The organism is Streptomyces pathocidini (assembly GCF_001418495.1).
Lineage (GTDB): Bacteria > Actinomycetota > Actinomycetes > Streptomycetales > Streptomycetaceae > Streptomyces > Streptomyces pathocidini.
Window position 1 is genome coordinate 1 of sequence record NZ_LIQY01000057.1, and the last position, 20,182, is coordinate 20,182.

Here is a 20,182-nt window from a genome sequence, read left to right on the forward strand (position 1 = left end):
GGACAACGGCGACGAGCCGCCCCTGCCGCGGCGGGTGCGGCAGGCCAGCCTCGCGCCCGAGCTGCGGGAGAACCGGCTCGCGGGGCCGGACCCCTCCGCTCAGCGCACCCCCGAGGGCGCCCGCGCCACCATGGCCGCCCTGCGGGCCGGCTGGGCTCGCGGCCGGACGAGTCAGCACCCCTCACGAGGAGAAGAGACACGATGACCGGAGACCGTAACCGCACCGCGGGTGAACTGGACTGGCTCCTCGACGACGCCGAGCGGTTCGCCGCGATCGCCTCCGGCTTCCACAGCCTCGCCAAGGGCGCGGGCCGCCACTTCCGGGCGGGCGGCGTCATCCAGACCATGGTCGAGCTGGAGGACGGGTTCCTGTTCGTCGTCGCCGCGGGCGACGGCTCCTGCCTGGCCGTGTTCACCGACGCAAACGCCGACGTGGGCCTCGTGGCGTACGAGATGGCCAGACTCGTGGACCGGGTCGGCGAACACCTGCACACCCCGTACCGCCAAGAAGCGGTCCACGGCGCCCACGCCTCCGACTGATCGGCACCCGATGAGCGACTCCACCCCGCACTGGTACGACGACGACGCGGGACCCGTGGTGCGGCTCTACGCGATGACCGCGGGCCGGGCCCGGCCGAGCAGCGAGGCGTTCGACCTGATGGCCGTCGTGCGGGCCCAGCCGCGCGAGGCCGGGGAGGTGGACGAGACGGTGCTCTCGCCGGAGCAGCGCGAGCTGCTCGCACTGTGCAGCCGCGAACCCCGGCCCGTGGCCGAGATCGCCTCCGACTCCGGGCTCCCCCTGGGGGTCGTCCGGGTCCTGCTCAGTGACCTGCTCACGGCCGGGCAGATCCGCGTCAGCCGTCCCGTACCGCCCGCCCAACTGCCCGACGCCCGCATCCTCAGGGAAGTGATCAATGGACTCCGTGCGCTCTGACCCGTCCGACTCGTTCCTGGCATTGAAGATCCTGGTCGCCGGGGGGTTCGGCGCGGGCAAGACGACCCTCGTCGGATCCGTCAGCGAGATCCGCCCGCTGAGCACCGAGGAGCAACTGACCGAGGCCGGCCGCCCGATCGACCGCCTCGACGGGGTCGAGGGCAAGACCACGACCACCGTGGCCATGGACTTCGGCCGGATCTCCATCCACGAGGACCTGTCCCTCTACCTGTTCGGCACGCCCGGCCAGAACCGGTTCTGGTTCATGTGGGACGAGCTGGCCCAGGGCGCGCTCGGCGCGGTCGTCCTCGCCGACACCAGGCGCCTGCAGGACTGCTTCCCGGCGATCGACTACTTCGAGCACCGGGAGATCCCCTTCATCGTGGCGGTGAACTGCTTCGACGGGGCCCGCTCCTACTCGGAGACCTCGGTGGCCCAGGCCCTGGACCTCGACCCGCAGACCCCCGTCGTGATGTGCGACGCCCGCCACCGTGCCTCCGGGAAGGAGGTACTGATCTCCCTCGTCGAGCACGCGGGCCGGGTGCACGAGGACCGGCTGGCGGCCGGCGGCCCGATGATCTAGCGGCACCGCGCACACCCAGCGGACACGTACGCGTACGGGCCCGGTCGGAGCGATCCGGCCGGGCCCGTACGTGTGTCCGGCCTGCCCCTAGGCCTGTCCGGCGCCGCCCTCGTACGGTGTCCCGCGCCGCCCCCGTACGGGTGTCCAGCGTCGCCCTCGTACGGCGCTCGTACTTCCGGCCAGGTGAGGTCCGGCCGGACGGCCGATCCCCTGACCTGCCAGGTTTCCCTAACTTGGTGTCTGTCGCCCTGTCCATGCCCCACCCCCCGAGGGGCCCTCAGGGCGGCCGTCCCGCCGCCGGCGGCCCGAACCCCTGCGTGGTCGATCGGTGGCGGGACCTCCTCCGGGTCTCCCGCGACCCGTGAGCCCCCGCAACGCCGCGGGGTGAATCCCCCCACATTTCCCGCAGCGCCGTGTGAGCCCGCGGTGCCGCGTGAGGGAGTCCTGCCATGCCCCCCGCCTTCGTTTCCGCCGCCATGTCCGGCCGCGCCCCGGCCAGCGTGGAACTGATCCTTCCGAGCCGTCCGCTGGCCGCCACCCAGGCCCGCCGGGCGCTCGACGCGCTTGCGCTCGGCGACGACGAGCTCGCCGCCGAGGCGGCGCTGCTGGTCACCGAGGTCGTCGCCAACGCCGTGGAGCACGCCGACGGCGGCCAGCTGCGCGTCGTCATGACCGTCGACGCCGAGGGCCAGCGGCTCTTCTGCGCCGTCTTCGACTCCAGCGCCGCCGCGCCCATCGCCGAGGACCGGGCGCCGCGGGAGGCAGGGAGTGACGCCGAGGGCGGCCGCGGCCTCCACCTCGTCGCGACCCTCAGCCAGGCCTGGGGCTACACCCGGGCCGACGACGGCAAGTGGGTCTGGTTCCGCCTCGACCGCGGTCCCGCCGCGGCCGACGCCGCCGCGTAGGACGGCGCGGGCACGGATGCCCCCGCCCCGCGGGCGTAGGACACGCCGCGGGACCATGGGCCGTTCCGCGCCCACGGGTTGGGGGTACCCGCGCAGGCTCACCCGCCCTGGCTCACTCGCCCCGGCTCACTGAACCTGGCGCGCTGGCCCTGGGCACCTGGCTCACCTGCCTGGGCCGACTACTCGCCCCCGCTTACTTGCCGCCCACTCCCGCCAGGCCCGCGACCAGCCACCGTCGCGCCAGGATGTAGAGCACCAGCACCGGCAGCGCCGAGAGCAGCACGCCCGTCATCAGGGCCGGGGTGTTCACCCCGAACTCGGACTGGAAGTTCCACAGCCCCAGCGTCATCACCCGCAGTTCGTCGGACTGCGTGAGGATCAGCGGGAAGAGGAACCCGTTCCAGGCGTTCAACCCCGTATAGATTCCGACGGTCGTGACACTGGCCCGGCACAGCGGCAGCACCAGCTTGACGAACACCAGGAACGGGCCCGCCCCGTCCAGCGTCATCGCCTCGTACAGGTCCCGGGAGACATCGCGCAGCGAGCCCGCCAGCACCAGCACGGCCAGCGGCAGCCCGAACGCGACGGTCGGCAGCACGATCGCGGTGAGCGTGTCGTACAGCTCAAGGCGCGTGATCAGCCAGTACACCGGGATGATCGTCGCCTGCGCCGGGATGGCCAGGCCGAGCAGGAACACCCGAAACGAGGCGGTGGCCAGCCAGGCGCGCGAGCGCACGATCGCGTACGCGGCGGGCAGTGCGAGCGCCAGGGTGAGGACCACGCTGAAGACCGTGACGATCGCGGTGTTCACCAGGTAGTCGCCGAAGCCGCTGGAGAGCACGTCGCCCAGGTTCTTCGCGGTGAAGGCGCGCGGGAAGTCGAACGGACCCTGGTCCAGGTAGTCCTGGCGCAGCTGCACACTCCAGGAGACCATCAGCCACAGCGGCAGCAGCACGACCGCGAGCCAGACGCAGGACAGCCCGCCGGCCACCCAGTTGGGACGCCTCGTCATGGTCAGATGCCTTCCAGCGTGGAGCGCATCTTCGCGAAGCCGGAGAAGCGCACGATGAGCAGGGACAGCGAGGTGCCGAGGACGACGAGCGCGGTCGCGATCGTGGCCGCGAAGCCCATCTCGTACGAGCGGAAGCCCTCGGTGTACATCAGGAACGGCAGCACGTGGGTGGCGCCGCCCGGGCCGCCGTCGGTGAGCAGCAGGATCGTCTCGAAGTAGGTGAGCGAGCCGACGATCATCAGCGTCGAGGAGGTGATGATCGTGTTCCGCAGCTGGGGGAGCGTGATGTAGCGGAACGCGGTCGCGCGCCCCGCCCCGTCGATCAGCGCGGCGTCGTATATCGAGGCCGGGATGTTGCGGGCGGCGGCCTGGTAGAGCAGCGCGTGGAACGGGACGAACTGCCAGGTCACCACCATCACGATGCACAGCAGCGCGCCCTGGGTGTCGCCCAGGAGGTCGCCGTCGGAGTACCCGATGAGCGGCCCGAGCGCCTTCGCCGCCCCGAAGTTGGGGTCCAGGATCGCCTTCCAGCCGAGGGCGATGGCGGCGCTGGAGAGCAGCAGCGGCAGGAAGTAGACCGCCGAGAGCACCGCGCGGTTGCGCTGCCGCCCGGCCGACCACACGCCGATCGCCAGCGAGATCGGGGTCTGCACCACCCAGCACGCGCCGGTCAGCAGCAGCGTCCTGCCCGTCGCGTCCCAGATCGCCCCGGAGCCCAGGAACCGCTCCCAGTTGGCGGTGCCCGCGAAGCGCGGGTCGCCCAGGCCGTTCCACTCCATGAACGACAGCACGCCGACGCCGATCACCGGGCCCACGGCGAAGACCGCGAAGAACAGCGCCGCGGGCAGGATGTAGAGCGAGCCGGGGCGGGGTGTGCGGTCCGGCGCCGCGGCGGGGCGCACACCCCGCACGCCGCCGCCGCGCCGGACGGGCCCCGCGGACGGGGCCTTGGTCGTGAGCGTCACTCCTACGCCGCCTTCATCGCCGCGGCGTAGCCCTTGCCGTCCAGCTTGCCGAGGAAGACCTTCTGGAGGTTGGTGAGCATGGGCTGGGCGTACTTGTTCTCGATGGCCTGGTCCCAGGAGAGCTGGAAGCTCGGCGCGTCGCGCACCATGTCGTAGACGAATCCCGCGAACTCGGGGTTCGGGGAGTCCTTGAGGCGGGCCTCGATGTCGGCGACCGCCGGCACGTCACCGCCCTTGATCAGCGCGTCGACGTAGGTGTCGGAGCCCATCTCCTGCTTGAGGAAGCCCAGCGCCTTCCCGGCGTTCTCGGAACGCTTGGAGACGGAGAAGTAGTTGGTGGGGTTGCCCACGATGGCCTTGGGGTCGCCGGCGCCGCCCTCGAAGGCGGGGAACGTGGTCCAGCCGAGGCCGTCCTTGGTGAACTCCGGCTCCTGGTCGAGCTGGTTGGTGTACTCCCACGAACCCATCAGGTGCATGGCCGCCTTGCCCTTGGCGAGCAGCGGCGAGGCGCCCGTCTGGTACTGCACCGAGGAGAAGTTGGTGCCGAAGCCGCCGCGCCCCGCCAGATCGGCTATCGCGTCGATGGCCCTGACCATCGCGGGGTCTGCCCAGCCGGACTTGTCGCCCTCGGCTATCGCGCCGAAGACGTCGGGTCCGCCGATGCGGTCGCACAGGTACTCCAGCCACATCAGCTGGGTCCAGCTCTCGGCGCCCGCCACCGCGAAGGGGGTCACCCCGGCCTTCTTGAAGGTGTCGACCAACTTGAGGGTCTCCGCCCAGGTGGTCGGCGGCTGGGCGTCGTGCTTCTCGAACAGCTTCTTGTTGTAGAAGAGGATCACCGGCTGCATGCCGCGCAACGGGATGCCGTAGTACTTGCCGTCGATCCGGCCGGCCTCCAGGACCGAGGGCAGGAACTTGGCCTTGAACTCCGGGTTCTTCTCCAGCTCGGGGGTCAGGTCCTGGAGCAGTCCGTTGTCCACGTACTGCCGGATGCTGCCGCCGCCCCAGTTGAACAGCACGTCGGGGGTGTTGGGGCTGCCCATCGCGACCCGGAGCTTCTGGGTGTACGCGGTGTTGAGGAAGGTCTCGAGCTTCGTCTGCGCGCCCGCCTTGTCCGAGAACCGCTTCAGCGCCGCCTTCTGGATCGGGTTCTGGACCGGGTCCTGGAGGCTCCAGACGGTCAGTGAACCGCTCCCGCCGGGGCCGCTGCTGCCCCCGCACCCGGTCGCCCCGAGCATCAGGGCGCCGGTGGTGCCACCGGCGAGACCCAGGAAGTGTCTCCGGGAGAAGTGAGTTGTCATGCGGGGTCCCTTTCCGAAAGTTTCGGAGCGCGGCTCGAGAGTTCTGACGCTGCGGGCGCAGGCTATGGCCCGGCCAACTCGCGGTCAATACCTGGTGCGCTGGGTTGTTTCACCGTTATGTTGAGGCAACCCTCGAGCCGCTGTTCGGTCGTGGGAGATCTTCAAACCCCGAAATCTTCCGGAAAGTGTTCGGTATGGGATTCGATGACGGAACCGGTGACGCACCCCAAGGCGGGAGGCTTCCTGTGAGCGGCGACGGTCTGTTCGGCGGCGACGGCCCGATCGGCGCGGACGGCGCGGACGGCGGTGATGGCGCGACCGGCGGTGACGGCTTGAGCGGCGGTCGTGGGTCGGTCGGCGGGGGCGGGGCGGCCGATGACGATGGTCCGATCGGCGGTCGTGGGGGAGCCGAAGGCCCCGTGTGGCGCGATCCGGCCCGGCCCGTCCACGAGAGAGTGGCGGACCTCCTGGCCCGGATGACGCTGGAGGAGAAGGCGGCCCAGACCCACTCGGTGTGGCTCCGCCAGAATGGCACGGCCCCGGAGGGCGGCGCCCGCGACTCCGTCTCGACCGAGCGCGAAGTCGCCCCCCACCAGCACGACTTCATCCCCGCCGACCTCCGCTGGGACGAGCAGATCGCCCAGGGCCTCGGCCACCTCACCCGGCACTTCGGCACCGCCCCGGTCGCCCCCGCAGACGGCGCCCGCACGCTCGCCCGGCTCCAGCGCGAGATCGCCGCGGGGAACCGTTTCGGTATCCCCGCCATCGCCCATGAGGAGTGCCTGGCGGGCTTCACCGCCTGGCAGGCCACCATCTACCCCACGCCGCTGGCCTGGGGCGCCGCCTTCGACCCCGCGCTGGTGCGCCGGATGGCGGAGCGGATCGGGGCGTCCATGCGCTCGGTCGGCGTCCACCAGGGACTCGCCCCCGTCCTCGATGTCGTACGGGACCCGCGCTGGGGCCGCACCGAGGAGACGATCGGTGAGGATCCGTACCTCGTCGCCACCGTCGCCACCGCGTACGTCGCCGGGCTCGAATCCGCCGGAATCGTCGCCACGCTCAAGCACTTCGTCGGCTACTCGGCCTCCCGCGCCGGCCGCAACCTCGCGCCCGCGGCCGCCGGGCCCCGCGAGGTCGCCGACGTGCTGCTGCCGCCGTTCGAGATGGCGATACGCGACGGCGGCGCGCGCTCGGTGATGCACGCCTACACCGAGGTGGACGGCGTGCCCTCGGCCGCCGACCCCCGGCTGCTGACCGAACTCCTCCGCGACGCCTGGGGATTCACCGGCACTGTCGTCGCCGACTACTTCGGCGTCTCTTTCCTGGAGGCCCTGCACGGCGTGGCCGGAGACCCGGGCGACGCGGCCCGGCTCGCCCTCACGGCGGGCGTCGATGTCGAACTGCCGGCGGTGCGCTGCTACGGTGCCCCGCTGCTGGAGGCCGTACGCGCAGGGGCGGTGCCGGAGGCGCTCGTGGACCGCGCGGCGGCGCGGGTACTGACGCAGAAGTGCGAGCTGGGCATGCTGGACCCGGACTGGACACCGGAGCCTTGGAACGAAGCGAACGGGGTTTCGGCGGGGGCGGGTTCGGGACCCGACGCCGACGTCGCCGCCGACACTGTCGTCGACCTCGACCTCGACCTCGACCCGCCCGAGAGCCGGGCCCTCGCCCGTACGCTCGCCGAGGAGTCGGTGGTCCTGCTTGCCAACGACGGCGCCCTGCCGCTGCGGCCGGAGGCGCGGATCGCGCTCGTCGGGCCGCTAGCCGACGACGTCGCCGGCTTCCTCGGCTGCTACGCGTTCCCCGCCCATGTGGGCCCCAACTTTCCGCACCTTCCGGTCGGGGTGGAACTCCCCACCGTCCTCCGGGCGTTGAAGGAGGAGCTGCCGCACGCGCGCGTGGAACACGCCTCGGGCGGCGAGCAGGCGACGGCGGCGGCCGGGCGCGCCGACGTCTGCGTGGCGGTGCTCGGCGACCGGGCGGGCCTCTTCGGCGGCGGCACCTCGGGGGAGGGCTGCGACGCCGAGGATCTGCGACTGCCCGACGGGCAGGGCGAGTTGCTCGAAGCACTGCTCGCCACCGGAACCCCGGTGGTGGCCGTGCTGCTGACCGGGCGGCCGTACGCGCTGGGGGAGTACGCCCCGCGGCTGAGCGCCGCGGTGCAGGCCTTCTTCCCCGGCGAGGAGGGCGGGCCGGCCGTGGCCGGAGTGCTGTCCGGGCGCGTCTGTCCGTCGGGACGGCTGCCGGTGAGCGTGCCGCGCCGCCCCGGCTCGCAGCCCAGTACGTACCTGAGCGCGCCGCTCGGCATGCGCAGCGAGGTCAGCAACATCGACCCGACGCCGCTGTACCCGTTCGGGCACGGCCTCTCGTACACCACCTTCGCGTGGGAGGCGCCGGCCGAGGACGCGTTGGAGTGCGCGACCGACTCCGAGGTCACCGTCTCCTTCGAGGTCGGCAACACGGGCCAACGGGCTGGCACGGAGGTCGTTCAGCTCTATCTGCACGACCCGGTCGCCCAGGTGACCCGCCCCGTGAATCGCCTCATCGGGTACGCGCGCGTACCGCTGGAGCCGGACGAGCGCCGCCGCGTCTCCTTCACGGTCCACGCCGACCTCTCCGCCTACACGGGTCCTTCCGGCACCCGCATAGTGGAACCAGGCGCCCTGGAACTCCGCCTGGCCGCTTCCAGCGCGGACATCCGCCATGTGGTGAGGGTCCGCCTCACCGGCGAGCAACGCCCGGTCGACCACCACAGAGCCCTGACGACAGACGTCACGGTGGAGTGACACCCCAGCCCGCCCCACTACGGGGCGGGCCCGGTGGGCCGTGGTCCGGCCCGCGCTGTGGGCCAGCGTGTTCGCCAACGCTGTGGGCATGCGTTCCGCCCCAGCGGAACAGCTGCCCACACCGGAACAGTGACCCGCCGAGCGCGAGCGACCCGGCGGAACGCCTGCCCACACCGGAACGGGGACGCGTGCCCACCCGGCGGGAGCCGGCTACCCCTTCGGTGGAGCCGAGGAGACGCGGGTGACGAGTTCCGTCGCCAACTCGATGCGCGGACTCTCGATCACCTCGCGCTGAGCGAGCCGGAGAACGGTCCGCGCAGCCAAGAGCCCCATCTCGGCAAGCGGCTGCCGCACAGTCGTCAGTGGCGGACACGCCCACCGCGCCTCCGGCAGGTCGTCGAAACCGACCACACTGATGTCGTCCGGAACCCGCAACCCCCGCTGCCGCACCGCCTCGTACACCCCGAACGCCATCTGGTCGCTCGCCGCGAAGATCGCCGTCGGCGGGTCGGCCAGGTCGAGCAGGGCGGTGCCGCCCGCGAAGCCCGACTCATGGTAGAAGTCGCCCTGTTGAACCAGTTCCTCCACGACCGGCAACCCCGCGCCCTCCAGCGCGGCCCGGTAGCCGTCGAGCCGTGCCCGGCTGCACAGCAGCCGCTTGGGGCCCGCGATGAAGCCGATCCTGCGGTGGCCCAGTTCCAGCAGGTGCTGGGTGGCGCGCAGACCGCCCGCCCAGTTCGTCGCGCCGATCGTCGGCACGCCGCCCGCCGGGATCCCGGATGGGTCGACGACGACGACGGGGATATCGAGCCGCCGCAACTCGTCGTGGAGGTTCGGTGTGACCTCGGAGGTCACGAAGACGACCCCGCTCGTGGCGCGGGCGCGCATGTTCTGCATCCACTGCCGGGTCGCGGCCTTGCGCTGGTGTACGGCCGAGACGACCGTGCCCATCCCGGCGGCGTGCGCCGCCTCCTCGACGCCCCGGATGATCTCCAATGCCCAAGGGCTGTCCAGGTCGTTGAAGACCAGGTCGATCAGGCTCGCGTGGTCCGTCGTACGGGAGCCGCGCCGCTGGTAGCCGTGGCGGCTGAGCAGCCCCTCCACGCGTTCGCGGGTCTGCGGCGCCACGTCGGAGCGCCCGTTGAGCACCCGCGACACCGTCGGCACGGACACCCCCGCCTCCTGCGCGATGGCCGTGATCGTGACCCTGCGCCCCTCCTCGACCGCCACTGGTGCCTCCCTCTTCCTCGTGGATCCTCTGTCATCTTGCCAGAGGACACAGGTCAGTTCCGGAAAATTTCCGGAAAGTAAGACGACGCACAGCCGGGCCTCGATGGGACAACGCAGTTGAGCCGGACCGGAAATTTCCGGCCCGGCTCAACACGGCTCAGCCCTGACGCGAGGGACTCAGTCGGTGCGCGACCGGTACAGGCCGAACTCCGCGATGTGCGCGGCCCGGCGCGAGCCGAGTACGCGCAGTCGCCACTGCCGGGCGGCCACCGGCGCGGGCAGCAGCAGGATGCGGCTCGCGCCGATCGTGCCGACCTGCGCCGCGGTCACCCAGCCCTCGGCCGTACGCGCCTCCACGACGGCCGACTCCACCTGCTGGCCCTGCCGGATGTCCTCGGCCAGCCGGATGCGGTCCACCTCGACCTCCCGGCCCAGGTCCACGGTCAACTCGCCCTTCGACGGCGCCGGAGCCCGCCACGCGGTGTCCGGGTCCCCGTCCACCGCCCGCTCTGGATGGGCGCCCGCCCCCTGGGCTCGCGCGCCGCGCGCCAGATCCCTGGGCAGCTCGCGCTCGACGCGTTCGCGGAACGAACGCAGCCGGAGGACGTCGGCCTCCGGCAGCTTGCCCTGCTGGTCCGGCGGGATGTTGAGCAGCAGTACCGAGTTGCGGCCCACCGACTTCAGGAAGATGTCGAACAGCTGCTCCGTGGACTTCGGCTGCTGGTCCTCGTGGTAGAACCACCCGTCCCGGATGGACACATCGGTCTCGGCGGGCCACCACTGGAGGTAGTCGGCCTTCGGCTGGGCCGCCACCAGGGCGTCCCGGCTGCCCTGGTCCGGCGCCTCGTAGTGGAGGGCGTAGTCCGTGCGCCCGTAGTCCTTCTCCGCGACGGGGACGACACTCCACTCGTTCTCGCGGGCGACGCCGCCCTCGTTGCCGACCCACCGCACGTCGGGGCCCGACACGGCCACGGTCGCGTCCGGGGCGAGCGCGCGGATGAGCTCGTACCAGCTGTCCCAGTCGTAGCGCTCGACCTTGTCCGGGGGGATCCGGCCCTGCGCACCGTCGAACCACACCTCGTCCACGGGCCCGTACTCGGTCAGCACCTCGTAGATCTGGTTGAGCATGTGGGCGCCGTAGTCGGTGGCCTCCAGCTCGAAGGTCCGCAGCTCCTTGCCCGCGCGGTCGTCGCCCTCGACGAGGGTGGGGATGGTGCGTGGAGCGCGGGCGCTGCCGTTGGCGTAGACGCCGTGCAGGAACTGGTTCTCGTCGGCGGGGGAGATGTAGACCCCGACCTTGATGCCGTGGCGGCGCATGGACTCGGTGAACGAGCGCAGCACATCGCCCTGTCCGTTCCGCCATGAGCTGGAGGCGACGCTGTGCTCGGTGTAGCGCGACTGGTAGAGCACGAAGCCGTCGTGGTGCTTGGCGGTGAGGATGGCCAGCTGGAAACCGCCGTCCTTCAGGGCCCTGGCCCACTGGTCGGTGTCCAGGCCCGTGGGCTGGAACACCTCGGGGTCCTCGTCGCCCGTGCCCCACTCCAGGCCGGTGAAGGTGTTGACCCCGAAGTGGAGGAACGCGGTCCTCTCCAGCCGCTGCCAGGCGATCTGACGCTCCGTCGGGCGGACGGACGCGGCCTTCCTGACCAGCTCATCGGGGCTGTCCTCGGGGGTCACGGGTATCCGGTAGTAGGGCTCGACCGGCGCGGCCGCCGTGCCGCCGCCCGTGGCGCGAGCGCTGGTGGCGGCGCCCGCGGGCAGAGCCGAACCGGCACAGGCGGACGCGGTCACCGCACCCACGAAGAGACGTCTGCTGATGGCCATGGGATCTCCGTACGTGTCTGGGGGATTCGTGGTCAGGAGCGTTCGGGCGTCAGGCGCCACACGGCCGGGGTCTGCTGGTCCGCCGGGTACTGGACGAGCTTCCCCTCCGACGTCACATGGGCGGCCATCCGTGTGATGGCGTTGGTGAGCCGGTAGCCGCCCGCGGCCTTCGTCAGTTGCCAGCGCTGGAGCGTGTTGGAGGCGGAGCAGCTCTCCTGGGTGATGGCGGAGCCTGGCTCCAGCGGGGTGTTGAGAGTGATCTTCCCGCTGCGCGTCTCGGCGCACAGACCGGTCGAGGGCGAGGTGAGGGTGGCATAGCCGTCACCCGTGCGCTCGACCCGCCAAGTCACCGGATCCATCCGCCCCTTGGTGTCCTCGAACCGGTAGCTGCCGTCCTGCACGGGGACGCGGGTGAGGTCCCGCCACCCCGGTGCGTGGCCGACCGCCTGCGCGCGCGCCGCGAACTCCTCGTACGTCGCGTCGGGCGCCGGCTCGCCCCAGGTGGCCTGGGCTATGTGGCGCAGTGGCAAGTAGGCGCCGGCCGCGACCTCGTTCTCCGTCTCGCCCTTGCCGTTGTCCGGCCAGAAGCTGATCTTGGCACCGGTGATGGACTCAGCGCCGGTCAGCTTCTCGCCCTCGAAGCTCCTGGGGTCCCACTTCTCCTCGTAGAGCTTACGGGTGTCGGAGTGGAATCCGCCGCGGATGAGGTAGAGCGCGTACGAGGCGTTCATGATCTCGTAGCCCTGCCGGACGATCTCGCTCGGCTTGGTCTTCACGTTCAGCCAGTGCTCGACGACCGTGCCCTTCTCGACCGGCACGGTGTTGTCGCCGGTCAGTCCGTCGTTCCAGATCCGCAGCTGCTTGCCCTTCTGCTCCGCGTACGCGTGGACGCGGTTGACGAAGTCGATGAACGCGTCCTGCGGGGTCGCGTCCGGGCCGTACTTCGCCTTCGCGTACTCCGCCACGTGCGGGTACTTGGCGAAGTCCGAGCCGAGCATGTACTCGTCCGCGCCCATGTGCCAGGCCTTCGCCTTGAACACTTGCGCGTACTCGTCCATCAGGCTCGTGTAGTAGTCGAACGCCTCGGGCTTGGTGACGTCCAGGCGTGAGGGCTGCGGCTTGCCGTCGGTGTCGGTCAGCTGGAGGTCGGGGCGTTCGGCGATCCACGGGTCCATGTGCCCGGGAGAGTTGATCTCCGGGATGATCGTGACGTGGTACTTCTCGCCGAGAGCCACCAGGCGCCGTATCTCGTCCTTGGTGTAGTAACCCCAGGTGTTGGCCTCGGGGTGCCGCTCGCTCTTCACCTTCAGCTCTAGCAGCAGCTGGTTGAGGTGGAGGTAGGACATGTCGCGGACCAGGTTCTCCAGCCACTCCGTGGAGATGTGGATGTAGCAGGCGCACACCCCCACCCCGCGCTCCGCGTAAGCCGGGTTCTCCACGGTGTGTCCGGCGGGCACGGTGTCGCCCGCGGCGAGCAGCTGGAGCAGCGTGCGCGTGCCGTAGAAGGCCCCGGCCTCGGTGGCGCCCGTGATGGACGCCTGCTCACCGACCCGGAGTTCGTACCCCTCCTTCTTCAGCGACTTCTGCCGACCCGGAACCACGGCGAGGACGATGTCGCCCTCGCGCGCTGGCCCCGCCACGACCGGGACCGTCCCCTTGCCGTCGGCCTTCAGGTCCTCGGCGAGGGTGGCCGCCACACGCCGTGCCGCCCCCTCGCCCTGGTCCACGACGATGCGCGTGCCGCGCCCGAACTCATAACTGCCCCGCTCCGCCTGCCACCCGCCGAGCGCGGGTACCGTTCGCGGGGTCTGTGCCGCCGCCTCGGTGCCGGTCCGCGCCGCCGACGGCGTGGCCAGGCCGGCCACCATCAGCAGGGCGGCGGCCACGGCGCGCACCACAGTGGACAGGGATCTTGCTCGCAACAACTGACTCTCCCGTCGAAATCCAAACCAAGATCCGAAATCCACCTGCGGAATCCGAATCCATCACCGCTCGCCGTCGACCGGCGCTACTTCTCATACACCGCGGACGGCGGTGAGGTTCCACGCCGCCGTCCGCGGATTTGTCAACGCGCTTCCGTTCCCCGCCAGTCGACCTTGAACACCCAGACGTGCTTCCCCGCCCGCCGGGCCGCCGCCGGTACATCGATCACCAACGCCCCCTTGTTCACAGCCCAGTTCAGCGGCCGGTCATGGCCCAGCAGCGTCACCCGGTCACCGGCGGCGATCGGCACCGGAGCCTCGACCGTGAGCCTGCTGCCCGGGTCGGCGAGCGAGTGGATGTAGAACGCCCGGTTCTGCCGGACGGTGAACCGCAGCTCCTCGCCCAGCTGCGCCATGCGCGACCAGTACGTGCTGCCGTAGACGGCCTCGCCGTTGACCTTCAGCCACGCACCGGTCTCGCGCAGCCGCTGCTCCATGATCTCCGGAATGGTGCCGTCCGCCCGCGGCCCGATGTCGAGCAGGAAGTTCCCGTTCTTGCTGACGATGTCGACCAGGCTGTGCACGACCTCCTCGGTGGTCATGTACCGCTCGTCGGGCGTCTCGGCGTTGTAGCCGTACGAGTACGGGTCCAGGCCGCGGCTCGACTCCCACTTGGCGACGACCGTGTTCTCGTACGTCGTGTACTCCGGCGTGGTGAAGTCGTGGGGGCCGATACCGGAGCGGTTGTTGACCGTCACTTCCATCGGCCGCCTCCGCTCCTTGCCGTGGTTGAAGAACTCGGCCAGCACCCGGTGGCTGTCGTTGACCCCGCCGATGTCGCACCACAGCAGCTGCGGGTCGTAGCCGTGGATCAACTCCAGCATCTGCGCGGCCTGGTAGTCCTTCACGTAGTCCTTGCCGGCCGGGTAGCCGGTGTAGGGCACGGGCTCCTGGGTGTAGGGGTTGCGCGGGGCGTGCCCCGCCCACGGGTTGTCCGGGTTGAACCACTCGGGCATGGAGAAGTACAGCCCCCGGTGCAGCTCGGGTGCGTACGTCCGGGAGGCGTCGAACAGCTCCTTGACCAGGTCTCGGCCGGGCCCCATCTTCACCGAGTTGCGGTCCGAGACCGCGGTGTCCCACAGGGCGAAGCCCTCGTGGTGCTTGGAGGTCAGCACGTGGTACTGCGCACCGGCGTCCCGGAAGAGCTCGACCCAGGCGCGCGGGTCGAACCGCTCGGCCCGGAACCGCGGAATGAAGTCGTCATAGGCGAAATCCTCGCCGTAGACCTCGCGGTGGTGCGTGTACGTGGGGTTGCCCGGGTCCTGCATGTGCCGCCAGTACCACTCGGCGTACTGCTTGCCGACCGGTGCCCACGCGGGTACCGAGTACACGCCCCAGTGGATGAAGATGCCGAACTTGGCGTCCTGGAACCAGTAGGGCGCCTGATGAGTGCTCAGGGAGGCGTCGGTGGGCTTGGTAGTCGGGCACGCCCAGGGTCAACTCCCGCTCGGCCGCGGCAGCTTCCTGCCCACGCGCGCGTGCCACGACCCGGCCGCCCTGCCGCGTCCCGGGCTCGACTCCCGTACGGCTGCGGATGCCGATGCGGGCCCTGACCTGCTCTCCCGGGTCCAGGCGGGGGATGGGCACGGGCTGGACCGTACGGGCGCCGGGCACCTCCACCCCCACCACCAGGCCGTCGGCCGCGGTGATCCCGACCGTGCCCATGTTGATCACGGTGGCCTCGACGCTCTGCGCGCCGCTGTCCTCGAGCAGTGAGGTCGTCGAGCGCGCTCCCCGCAGCGCCAGGGCCCGCCCTTCGGCGCCCGGTTGCAGGGTGAGCGCGAAGACGTGCAGGGAACTCCTGCCCTCCTGCGGCGCGTTGGTGGTGGGGAGGGTGAGGGCGACGGCCTCGCGCCGCGGGTCCAGGGGGAACTCGGCGGCGTCGATGGAGACCCGGTGCTCCTCCTTGGAGCCGTCGGGCTTGTAGCGGTACGGGACGGTGATCGCGCCGCCGCCCGAGTACCAGTCGGGCCCGCCCAGGCTCGCGGAGGAGGTGGAGCCGTCGGCGTAGTGGACGGTGGCCTGTCCGGAGGTGCTGCCGTAGCCACAGGAGACGAGGAAGTGGGCCGAAAAGTAGCGGCCCTTGGGGAGGTCGATGCGCTGGCCGAGGGCCACGACACTGTTCTTGGCGCCGGCGGCCGAGGAAGGGAAATCGAAGGGCACGTCTGCGATCTCGGTCTTCCCGGAGGGGAGTTCCTCACCGGGAAAGGTGTAGCCGCTGCCGTCGAAGTCGCCGCCCCGGGCTTCGGCCGTGTCGATGGCATCGTTGTCAAACCAGGTGCCGAGCGGCACGAGGACCGGGGCGGGCACCGTGCCCCAGCCGCCGCCCCCGGAGTCCCCGGTGCCTCTGCCCGCCGCCTCCGAGCCGTCTGCCGTGCCTGTGCCGGCCGACCCCGGGGCGGCCGCGGCGGGAGCCGCGGCGGTGCCGACCGCCGTACCCACGGCCGCGCCGGCCGCCGTATTGAGAACCAAACGCCGTGGATATGAACTCATGTGAACCACTCCTCGGCTATCTCTAAGGGCTTACATCGGATGTTTGATCGTCGGGCCCCGGCCCGGGACTGTCAATAGACCCGACGCCCGCAGAGACCGCCTCCGCTCGCCCCTCAAGAAGCCCCGCGACCCAGCCAACTTCCCCATGAATGGGGCATCCACCACTTTCCCGATTAGCCTTGCTAGACGGGCTGCCGGGCCGTAGGGTCCGATCACCGAGCGAAGACCTCCGATGTCTGATGGGAGCACTCCGGTGAAACTGCTACGCCTCGGCACCCCCGGAGCCGAGCGGCCGGCCGTCCGTACCGATGACGGCCGCACGCTGGACCTGTCCGGCCTCACGGCCGACATCGACGGCGCCTTCCTGGCCGGCGGCGGCCTGGACCGGGCGCGCGCCGCACTCGCCTCCGGCGGACTGCCCGAGCTCGAAACCGCCGGTCTGCGGACCGGCGCGCCGGTCGCCCGCCCCGGCAAGGTCGTGTGCGTCGGCCTCAACTACCGCGACCACGCGGAGGAGACGGGCGCCGCCATCCCGGAACGGCCCGTGGTCTTCATGAAGGATCCGGGCACTGTCGTCGGCCCGTACGACGAGGTCCTCGTGCCGCGGGGGAGCACGAAGACCGACTGGGAGGTCGAACTCGCCGTCGTCATCGGCACCCGCGCCCGCTACCTGGACAGCCCCGAGGCCGCCCGGGACGCCATCGCCGGGTACGCGGTCAGCCACGACGTCTCCGAGCGCGAGTTCCAGCTGGAGTTCTCCCCGCAGTGGGACCTCGGCAAGTCCTGCGAGACCTTCAACCCGCTCGGCCCCTGGCTGGTGACCGCCGACGAGATCGGCGACCCGCAGGCCCTCGGCCTCCGGCTGTCCGTCAACGGCACACCGCGCCAGAGCGGGCACAGCAAGGACATGATCTTCCAGGTGCCGTACCTCGTCTGGTACTTGAGCCAGTACATGGTGCTGGAGCCCGGCGACGTCATCAACACGGGCACCCCGGCCGGCGTCGCGCTTGGCCTGCCCGGCACCCCGTACCTGCGCCCCGGGGACACCGTTGAGTTGGAGATCGACGGCCTCGGCGGCCAGCGCCAGACCTTCGCCCAGGGCTGAGGGACAAGAGCAAGTCTGAGAGACCAGACCAGCCTGAGACAAGCCTGAGAGGCACTGCTTTGACAGCATCCGCTGCGCCCGCCACCCCGGCCTCCAGGGCGCGCATCACGGCGGTCGAGACCTACGACATCCGGTTCCCCACCTCCCGGGAACTCGACGGGTCCGACGCGATGAACCCCGACCCCGACTACTCCGCCGCATATGTGGTGCTGCGCACCGACGCCGGCGACGGGCACGAGGGCCACGGCTTCAGCTTTACCATCGGCCGCGGCAACGACGTTCAGGTCGCCGCCATCGACGCGCTGCGCCCGCACGTCCTCGGCCGCTCCGTGGCCGAGGTGTGCGCGGACCCCGGCTCGGTCAACCGGGCCCTGATCGGGGACAGCCAACTGCGCTGGCTCGGCCCCGAGAAGGGCGTGATGCACATGGCGATCGGCGCCGTCGTCAACGCCGTGTGGGACCTCGCCGCCAAGCGCGAGGGTAAGCCGCTCTGGCAGCTGCTGGCCGAGGCCGAGCCGGAATGGCTCGTCTCCCAGGTCGACTTCCGCTACATCGCCGACGTCCTCACCCCCGAGCGCGCCCTGGAGCTGCTGCGCCGGGGCAAGGAGGGCAGCGCCGAGCGCGCCCGCCTGCTGCGCGAGCGCGGCTACCCCGGCTACACCACCTCGCCCGGCTGGCTCGGCTACTCCGACGAGAAGCTCACCCGCCTCGCCCACGCGGCCGTGTCCGACGGCTTCACCCAGATCAAGCTGAAGGTCGGCGCCGACCTCCAGGACGACATCCGGCGCTGCCGGGCCGCCCGCGCGGCCGTGGGCCCCGACATCCGGATCGCGATCGACGCGAACCAGCGGTGGAACGTCGGCGAGGCGGTCGAATGGACCAACGCCCTCGCCGAGTTCGAGCCGTACTGGATCGAGGAGCCCACCAGCCCCGACGACATCCTGGGCCACGCCTCGGTCCGCCGCGGCGTCGCGCCCGTCAAGGTCGCCACCGGCGAGCACGTCCAGAACCGGATCGTCTTCAAGCAGCTGCTCCAGGCCGAGGCCCTCGACGTGCTCCAGATCGACGCGGCCCGCGTCGGCGGCGTCAACGAGAACCTCGCGATCCTGCTGCTGGCCGCCCACCACGGCGTCCCGGTCTGCCCGCACGCGGGCGGCGTCGGGCTGTGCGAACTCGTCCAGCACCTCTCGATGTTCGACTACGTCGCCCTCACCGGCACCACCGAGGATCGCGTCATCGAGTACGTCGACCACCTCCACGAGCACTTCCTCGCCCCCGTGGAGATGAAGGGCGGCCACTACCTCGCGCCCGCCCGGCCCGGCTTCTCGGCCGCCATGCGGCCGGAGTCGATCGCCGAGTTCACCTACCCCCATGGCTCGTTCTGGGCTGCGGATCTGGCCGCACAGGCTCAAGCGGATCGGGCCGCGCAGGATCAATCGGCCGGAGAGCGGGCAGGACGGGAACCCGCGCCGGGGCACGGGACGTTGAGTGAGCGGGAACCGGCGGCGGACAAGGGTACGGACCAGGAGGGAGACGCGGCATGACGGATCTGGAGGGACTGGCGGCGGTCGTCACCGGCGGCGGCTCCGGCATCGGACTGGCCACCGCCCGGCTGCTCTCCGCGCGCGGGGCGCGCGTGGCGGTCCTCGACCTCAACCCAGGCGCCGTCGACAAGCCGCTCCTCGGCTACCCGGCCGACGTCACGGACGACGTCTCGGTACGAGCTGCCGTCGCGGCCGCCGCGGAGGACCTCGGCGGCATCGACATCCTCGTCAACAACGCGGGGATCGGCGCCGCGGGCACCGTGGAGGACAACCCGGACGAGGAGTGGCACAAGGTCCTGGACGTCAACGTCCTCGGCATGGTCCGCACCACCCGGGCCGCTCTCCCGCACCTGCGCCGCTCCGAACGCGCCGCCGTCGTCAACACCTGCTCCATCGCGGCCACCGCGGGCCTCCCGCAACGAGCGGTCTACAGCGCCAGCAAGGGCGCCGTGCTGTCGCTGACCCTCGCCATGGCCGCGGACCACGTCCGCGAGGGCATCCGCGTCAACTGCGTCAACCCCGGCACCGCCGACACCCCCTGGGTGGCCCGGCTGCTGGACGCGGCCGACGACCCACGGGCTGAGCGGGACGCCCTCAACGCCCGCCAGCCCATGGGCCGCCTGGTCATGGCCGACGAAGTGGCCGCCGCCATCGTGTACTTGGCGAGCCCGGCGGCCGGATCCGTCACCGGCACCGCACTCGCGGTCGACGGCGGCATGGCGGGCCTGCGGCTCCGCCCAGCGGAGAAGTGAAGGGCCCGGCCACGACCATGAACGAACCCCTGGGCACGGCCACACTCGGCAAGAGCGGAGTCCCGGTCACCGAACTCTCCTTTGGCGCGGCCGGCATCGGCGGCCTGTTCACCCCGGTCGCCGAGGAGACCGCCTCGGCGGCCGTCGAAGCCGCCTGGAACGTCGGAGTCCGCTACTTCGACACCGCCCCGCACTACGGCCTGGGCCTGTCCGAGCGGCGGCTCGGCGCCGCCCTACGCGACCGCCCGCGCGCGGAGTTCACCCTCTCCACCAAGGTCGGCCGCCTCCTCGTACCGGGCGAGGAGGGCGGCCGGTCCGCGGACGGCCTCTCCGACGGCTTCGCCGTCCCCGAAACCCACCACCGCGTCTGGGACTTCAGCGCGGACGGCGTCCGCCGCTCCCTGGAGGAGAGTCTGGAGCGCCTGGGCCTCGACCGCGTCGACATCGCCTACATCCACGACCCGGACCACCACGGCGAGCAGGCCTTCGGCGAGGCCTACCCGGCCCTGGAGCGGCTGCGCGCTGAGGGCGTCGTGGGCGCCATCGGCGCGGGCATGAACCAGTCCGAGATGCTCGACCGCTTCGTCCGCGACACCGACGTGGACGCCGTGCTGCTCGCCGGGCGCTACACCCTCCTCGACCAGGGCGGCCTGGCCGAACTGCTGCCCGCCGCGGCCGAGCGGGGCAAGAGCGTGGTCATCGGCGGCGTCTTCAACTCCGGCCTGCTGGCGGACCCCAGGCCCGGCGCCCCCTTCGACTACACCGC

The 20,182-nt window shown here is 71.3% G+C and carries 16 protein-coding genes and 1 pseudogene; 10 read left to right on the plus strand and 7 right to left on the minus strand.

All coding sequences use genetic code 11. From position 1 onward, the window contains the following. From AOK16_RS26285 to AOK16_RS03765, 5 genes and pseudogenes are all read left to right on the plus strand, one after another. Window positions 1-205, plus strand: a pseudogene (locus tag AOK16_RS26285) (hypothetical protein); the annotation flags it as partial. After that, entirely contained in the window at window positions 202-540 is a 339-nt protein-coding gene (locus AOK16_RS03750) for a roadblock/LC7 domain-containing protein (protein ID WP_055470773.1), read from the plus strand. The pseudogene AOK16_RS26285 and the gene AOK16_RS03750, both read left to right, overlap by 4 nt. 10 nt (window positions 541-550) lie before the next feature. Beyond that, window positions 551-934, plus strand: coding sequence for a DUF742 domain-containing protein (locus AOK16_RS03755; protein ID WP_055470774.1), 384 nt, complete (start codon window positions 551-553; stop codon window positions 932-934). Further along, a complete protein-coding gene (locus tag AOK16_RS03760; RefSeq protein ID WP_055470775.1) occupies window positions 915-1,517 on the plus strand; it encodes a GTP-binding protein in 603 nt (200 codons plus the stop codon). The genes AOK16_RS03755 and AOK16_RS03760 overlap by 20 nt, the downstream gene beginning before the upstream one ends. 449 nt (window positions 1,518-1,966) lie before the next feature. Next, a complete protein-coding gene (locus tag AOK16_RS03765; protein ID WP_055470776.1) occupies window positions 1,967-2,422 on the plus strand; it encodes an ATP-binding protein in 456 nt (151 codons plus the stop codon). A 193-nt stretch (window positions 2,423-2,615) separates the two neighbouring features. Here the strand turns inward: AOK16_RS03765 and AOK16_RS03770 are convergent, their stop codons facing one another. From AOK16_RS03770 to AOK16_RS03780, 3 genes are read right to left on the minus strand one after another with little or no spacing between them, the layout of a single operon-like run. After that, on the minus strand, window positions 2,616-3,434 hold the full coding sequence (locus tag AOK16_RS03770; protein WP_055470777.1) for a carbohydrate ABC transporter permease: 819 nt from the start codon (window positions 3,432-3,434) through the stop codon (window positions 2,616-2,618). A 2-nt stretch (window positions 3,435-3,436) separates the two neighbouring features. Continuing rightward, entirely contained in the window at window positions 3,437-4,399 is a 963-nt protein-coding gene (locus tag AOK16_RS03775) for a carbohydrate ABC transporter permease (RefSeq protein ID WP_079101030.1), read from the minus strand. Between the two features lie 2 nt (window positions 4,400-4,401). After that, the gene (locus AOK16_RS03780) at window positions 4,402-5,700 is read right to left on the minus strand and encodes an ABC transporter substrate-binding protein (protein ID WP_055470778.1); all 1,299 of its coding nucleotides are present in this window, start codon (window positions 5,698-5,700) and stop codon (window positions 4,402-4,404) included. Between the two features lie 389 nt (window positions 5,701-6,089). Here AOK16_RS03780 and AOK16_RS03785 point away from each other — a divergent pair, with 389 nt between their 5' ends. Then, window positions 6,090-8,486, plus strand: coding sequence for a beta-xylosidase/alpha-l-arabinosidase (locus AOK16_RS03785; protein ID WP_055470784.1), 2,397 nt, complete (start codon window positions 6,090-6,092; stop codon window positions 8,484-8,486). A 210-nt stretch (window positions 8,487-8,696) separates the two neighbouring features. Here the strand turns inward: AOK16_RS03785 and AOK16_RS03790 are convergent, their stop codons facing one another. From AOK16_RS03790 to AOK16_RS27945, 4 genes are all read right to left on the minus strand, one after another. Then, window positions 8,697-9,716 carry a LacI family DNA-binding transcriptional regulator gene (locus AOK16_RS03790; RefSeq protein ID WP_055470779.1) on the minus strand — a complete coding sequence of 340 codons (1,020 nt, stop codon included), beginning with the start codon at window positions 9,714-9,716 and terminating at the stop codon, window positions 8,697-8,699. 177 nt (window positions 9,717-9,893) lie between these two features. Then, window positions 9,894-11,540 carry an alpha-L-fucosidase gene (locus tag AOK16_RS03795; protein ID WP_055470780.1) on the minus strand — a complete coding sequence of 549 codons (1,647 nt, stop codon included), beginning with the start codon at window positions 11,538-11,540 and terminating at the stop codon, window positions 9,894-9,896. 32 nt (window positions 11,541-11,572) lie between these two features. Further along, a complete protein-coding gene (locus tag AOK16_RS03800) occupies window positions 11,573-13,408 on the minus strand; it encodes a family 20 glycosylhydrolase (protein WP_055470785.1) in 1,836 nt (611 codons plus the stop codon). Between the two features lie 197 nt (window positions 13,409-13,605). Then, complete coding sequence (locus AOK16_RS27945; RefSeq protein WP_240483347.1) at window positions 13,606-14,919, minus strand: alpha-L-fucosidase; 1,314 nt, start codon at window positions 14,917-14,919, stop codon at window positions 13,606-13,608. A gap of 1,349 nt (window positions 14,920-16,268) precedes the next feature. On the opposite strand from AOK16_RS27945, the gene AOK16_RS03810 reads away from it, so the two are divergent. The 4 genes from AOK16_RS03810 to AOK16_RS03825 all read left to right on the plus strand — a co-directional run. Then, window positions 16,269-17,120 carry a fumarylacetoacetate hydrolase family protein gene (locus AOK16_RS03810; protein WP_055470781.1) on the plus strand — a complete coding sequence of 284 codons (852 nt, stop codon included), beginning with the start codon at window positions 16,269-16,271 and terminating at the stop codon, window positions 17,118-17,120. 59 nt (window positions 17,121-17,179) lie between these two features. Further along, on the plus strand, window positions 17,180-18,664 hold the full coding sequence (locus tag AOK16_RS03815; RefSeq protein WP_079101031.1) for an enolase C-terminal domain-like protein: 1,485 nt from the start codon (window positions 17,180-17,182) through the stop codon (window positions 18,662-18,664). Beyond that, the gene (locus AOK16_RS03820) at window positions 18,661-19,416 is read left to right on the plus strand and encodes an SDR family NAD(P)-dependent oxidoreductase (protein WP_055470782.1); all 756 of its coding nucleotides are present in this window, start codon (window positions 18,661-18,663) and stop codon (window positions 19,414-19,416) included. Before AOK16_RS03815 ends, AOK16_RS03820 begins: the two co-directional genes overlap by 4 nt. Window positions 19,417-19,433: 17 nt before the next feature. Then, a partial coding sequence (locus tag AOK16_RS03825; RefSeq protein WP_240483345.1) for an aldo/keto reductase occupies window positions 19,434-20,182 on the plus strand: 749 nt, incomplete at its 3' end.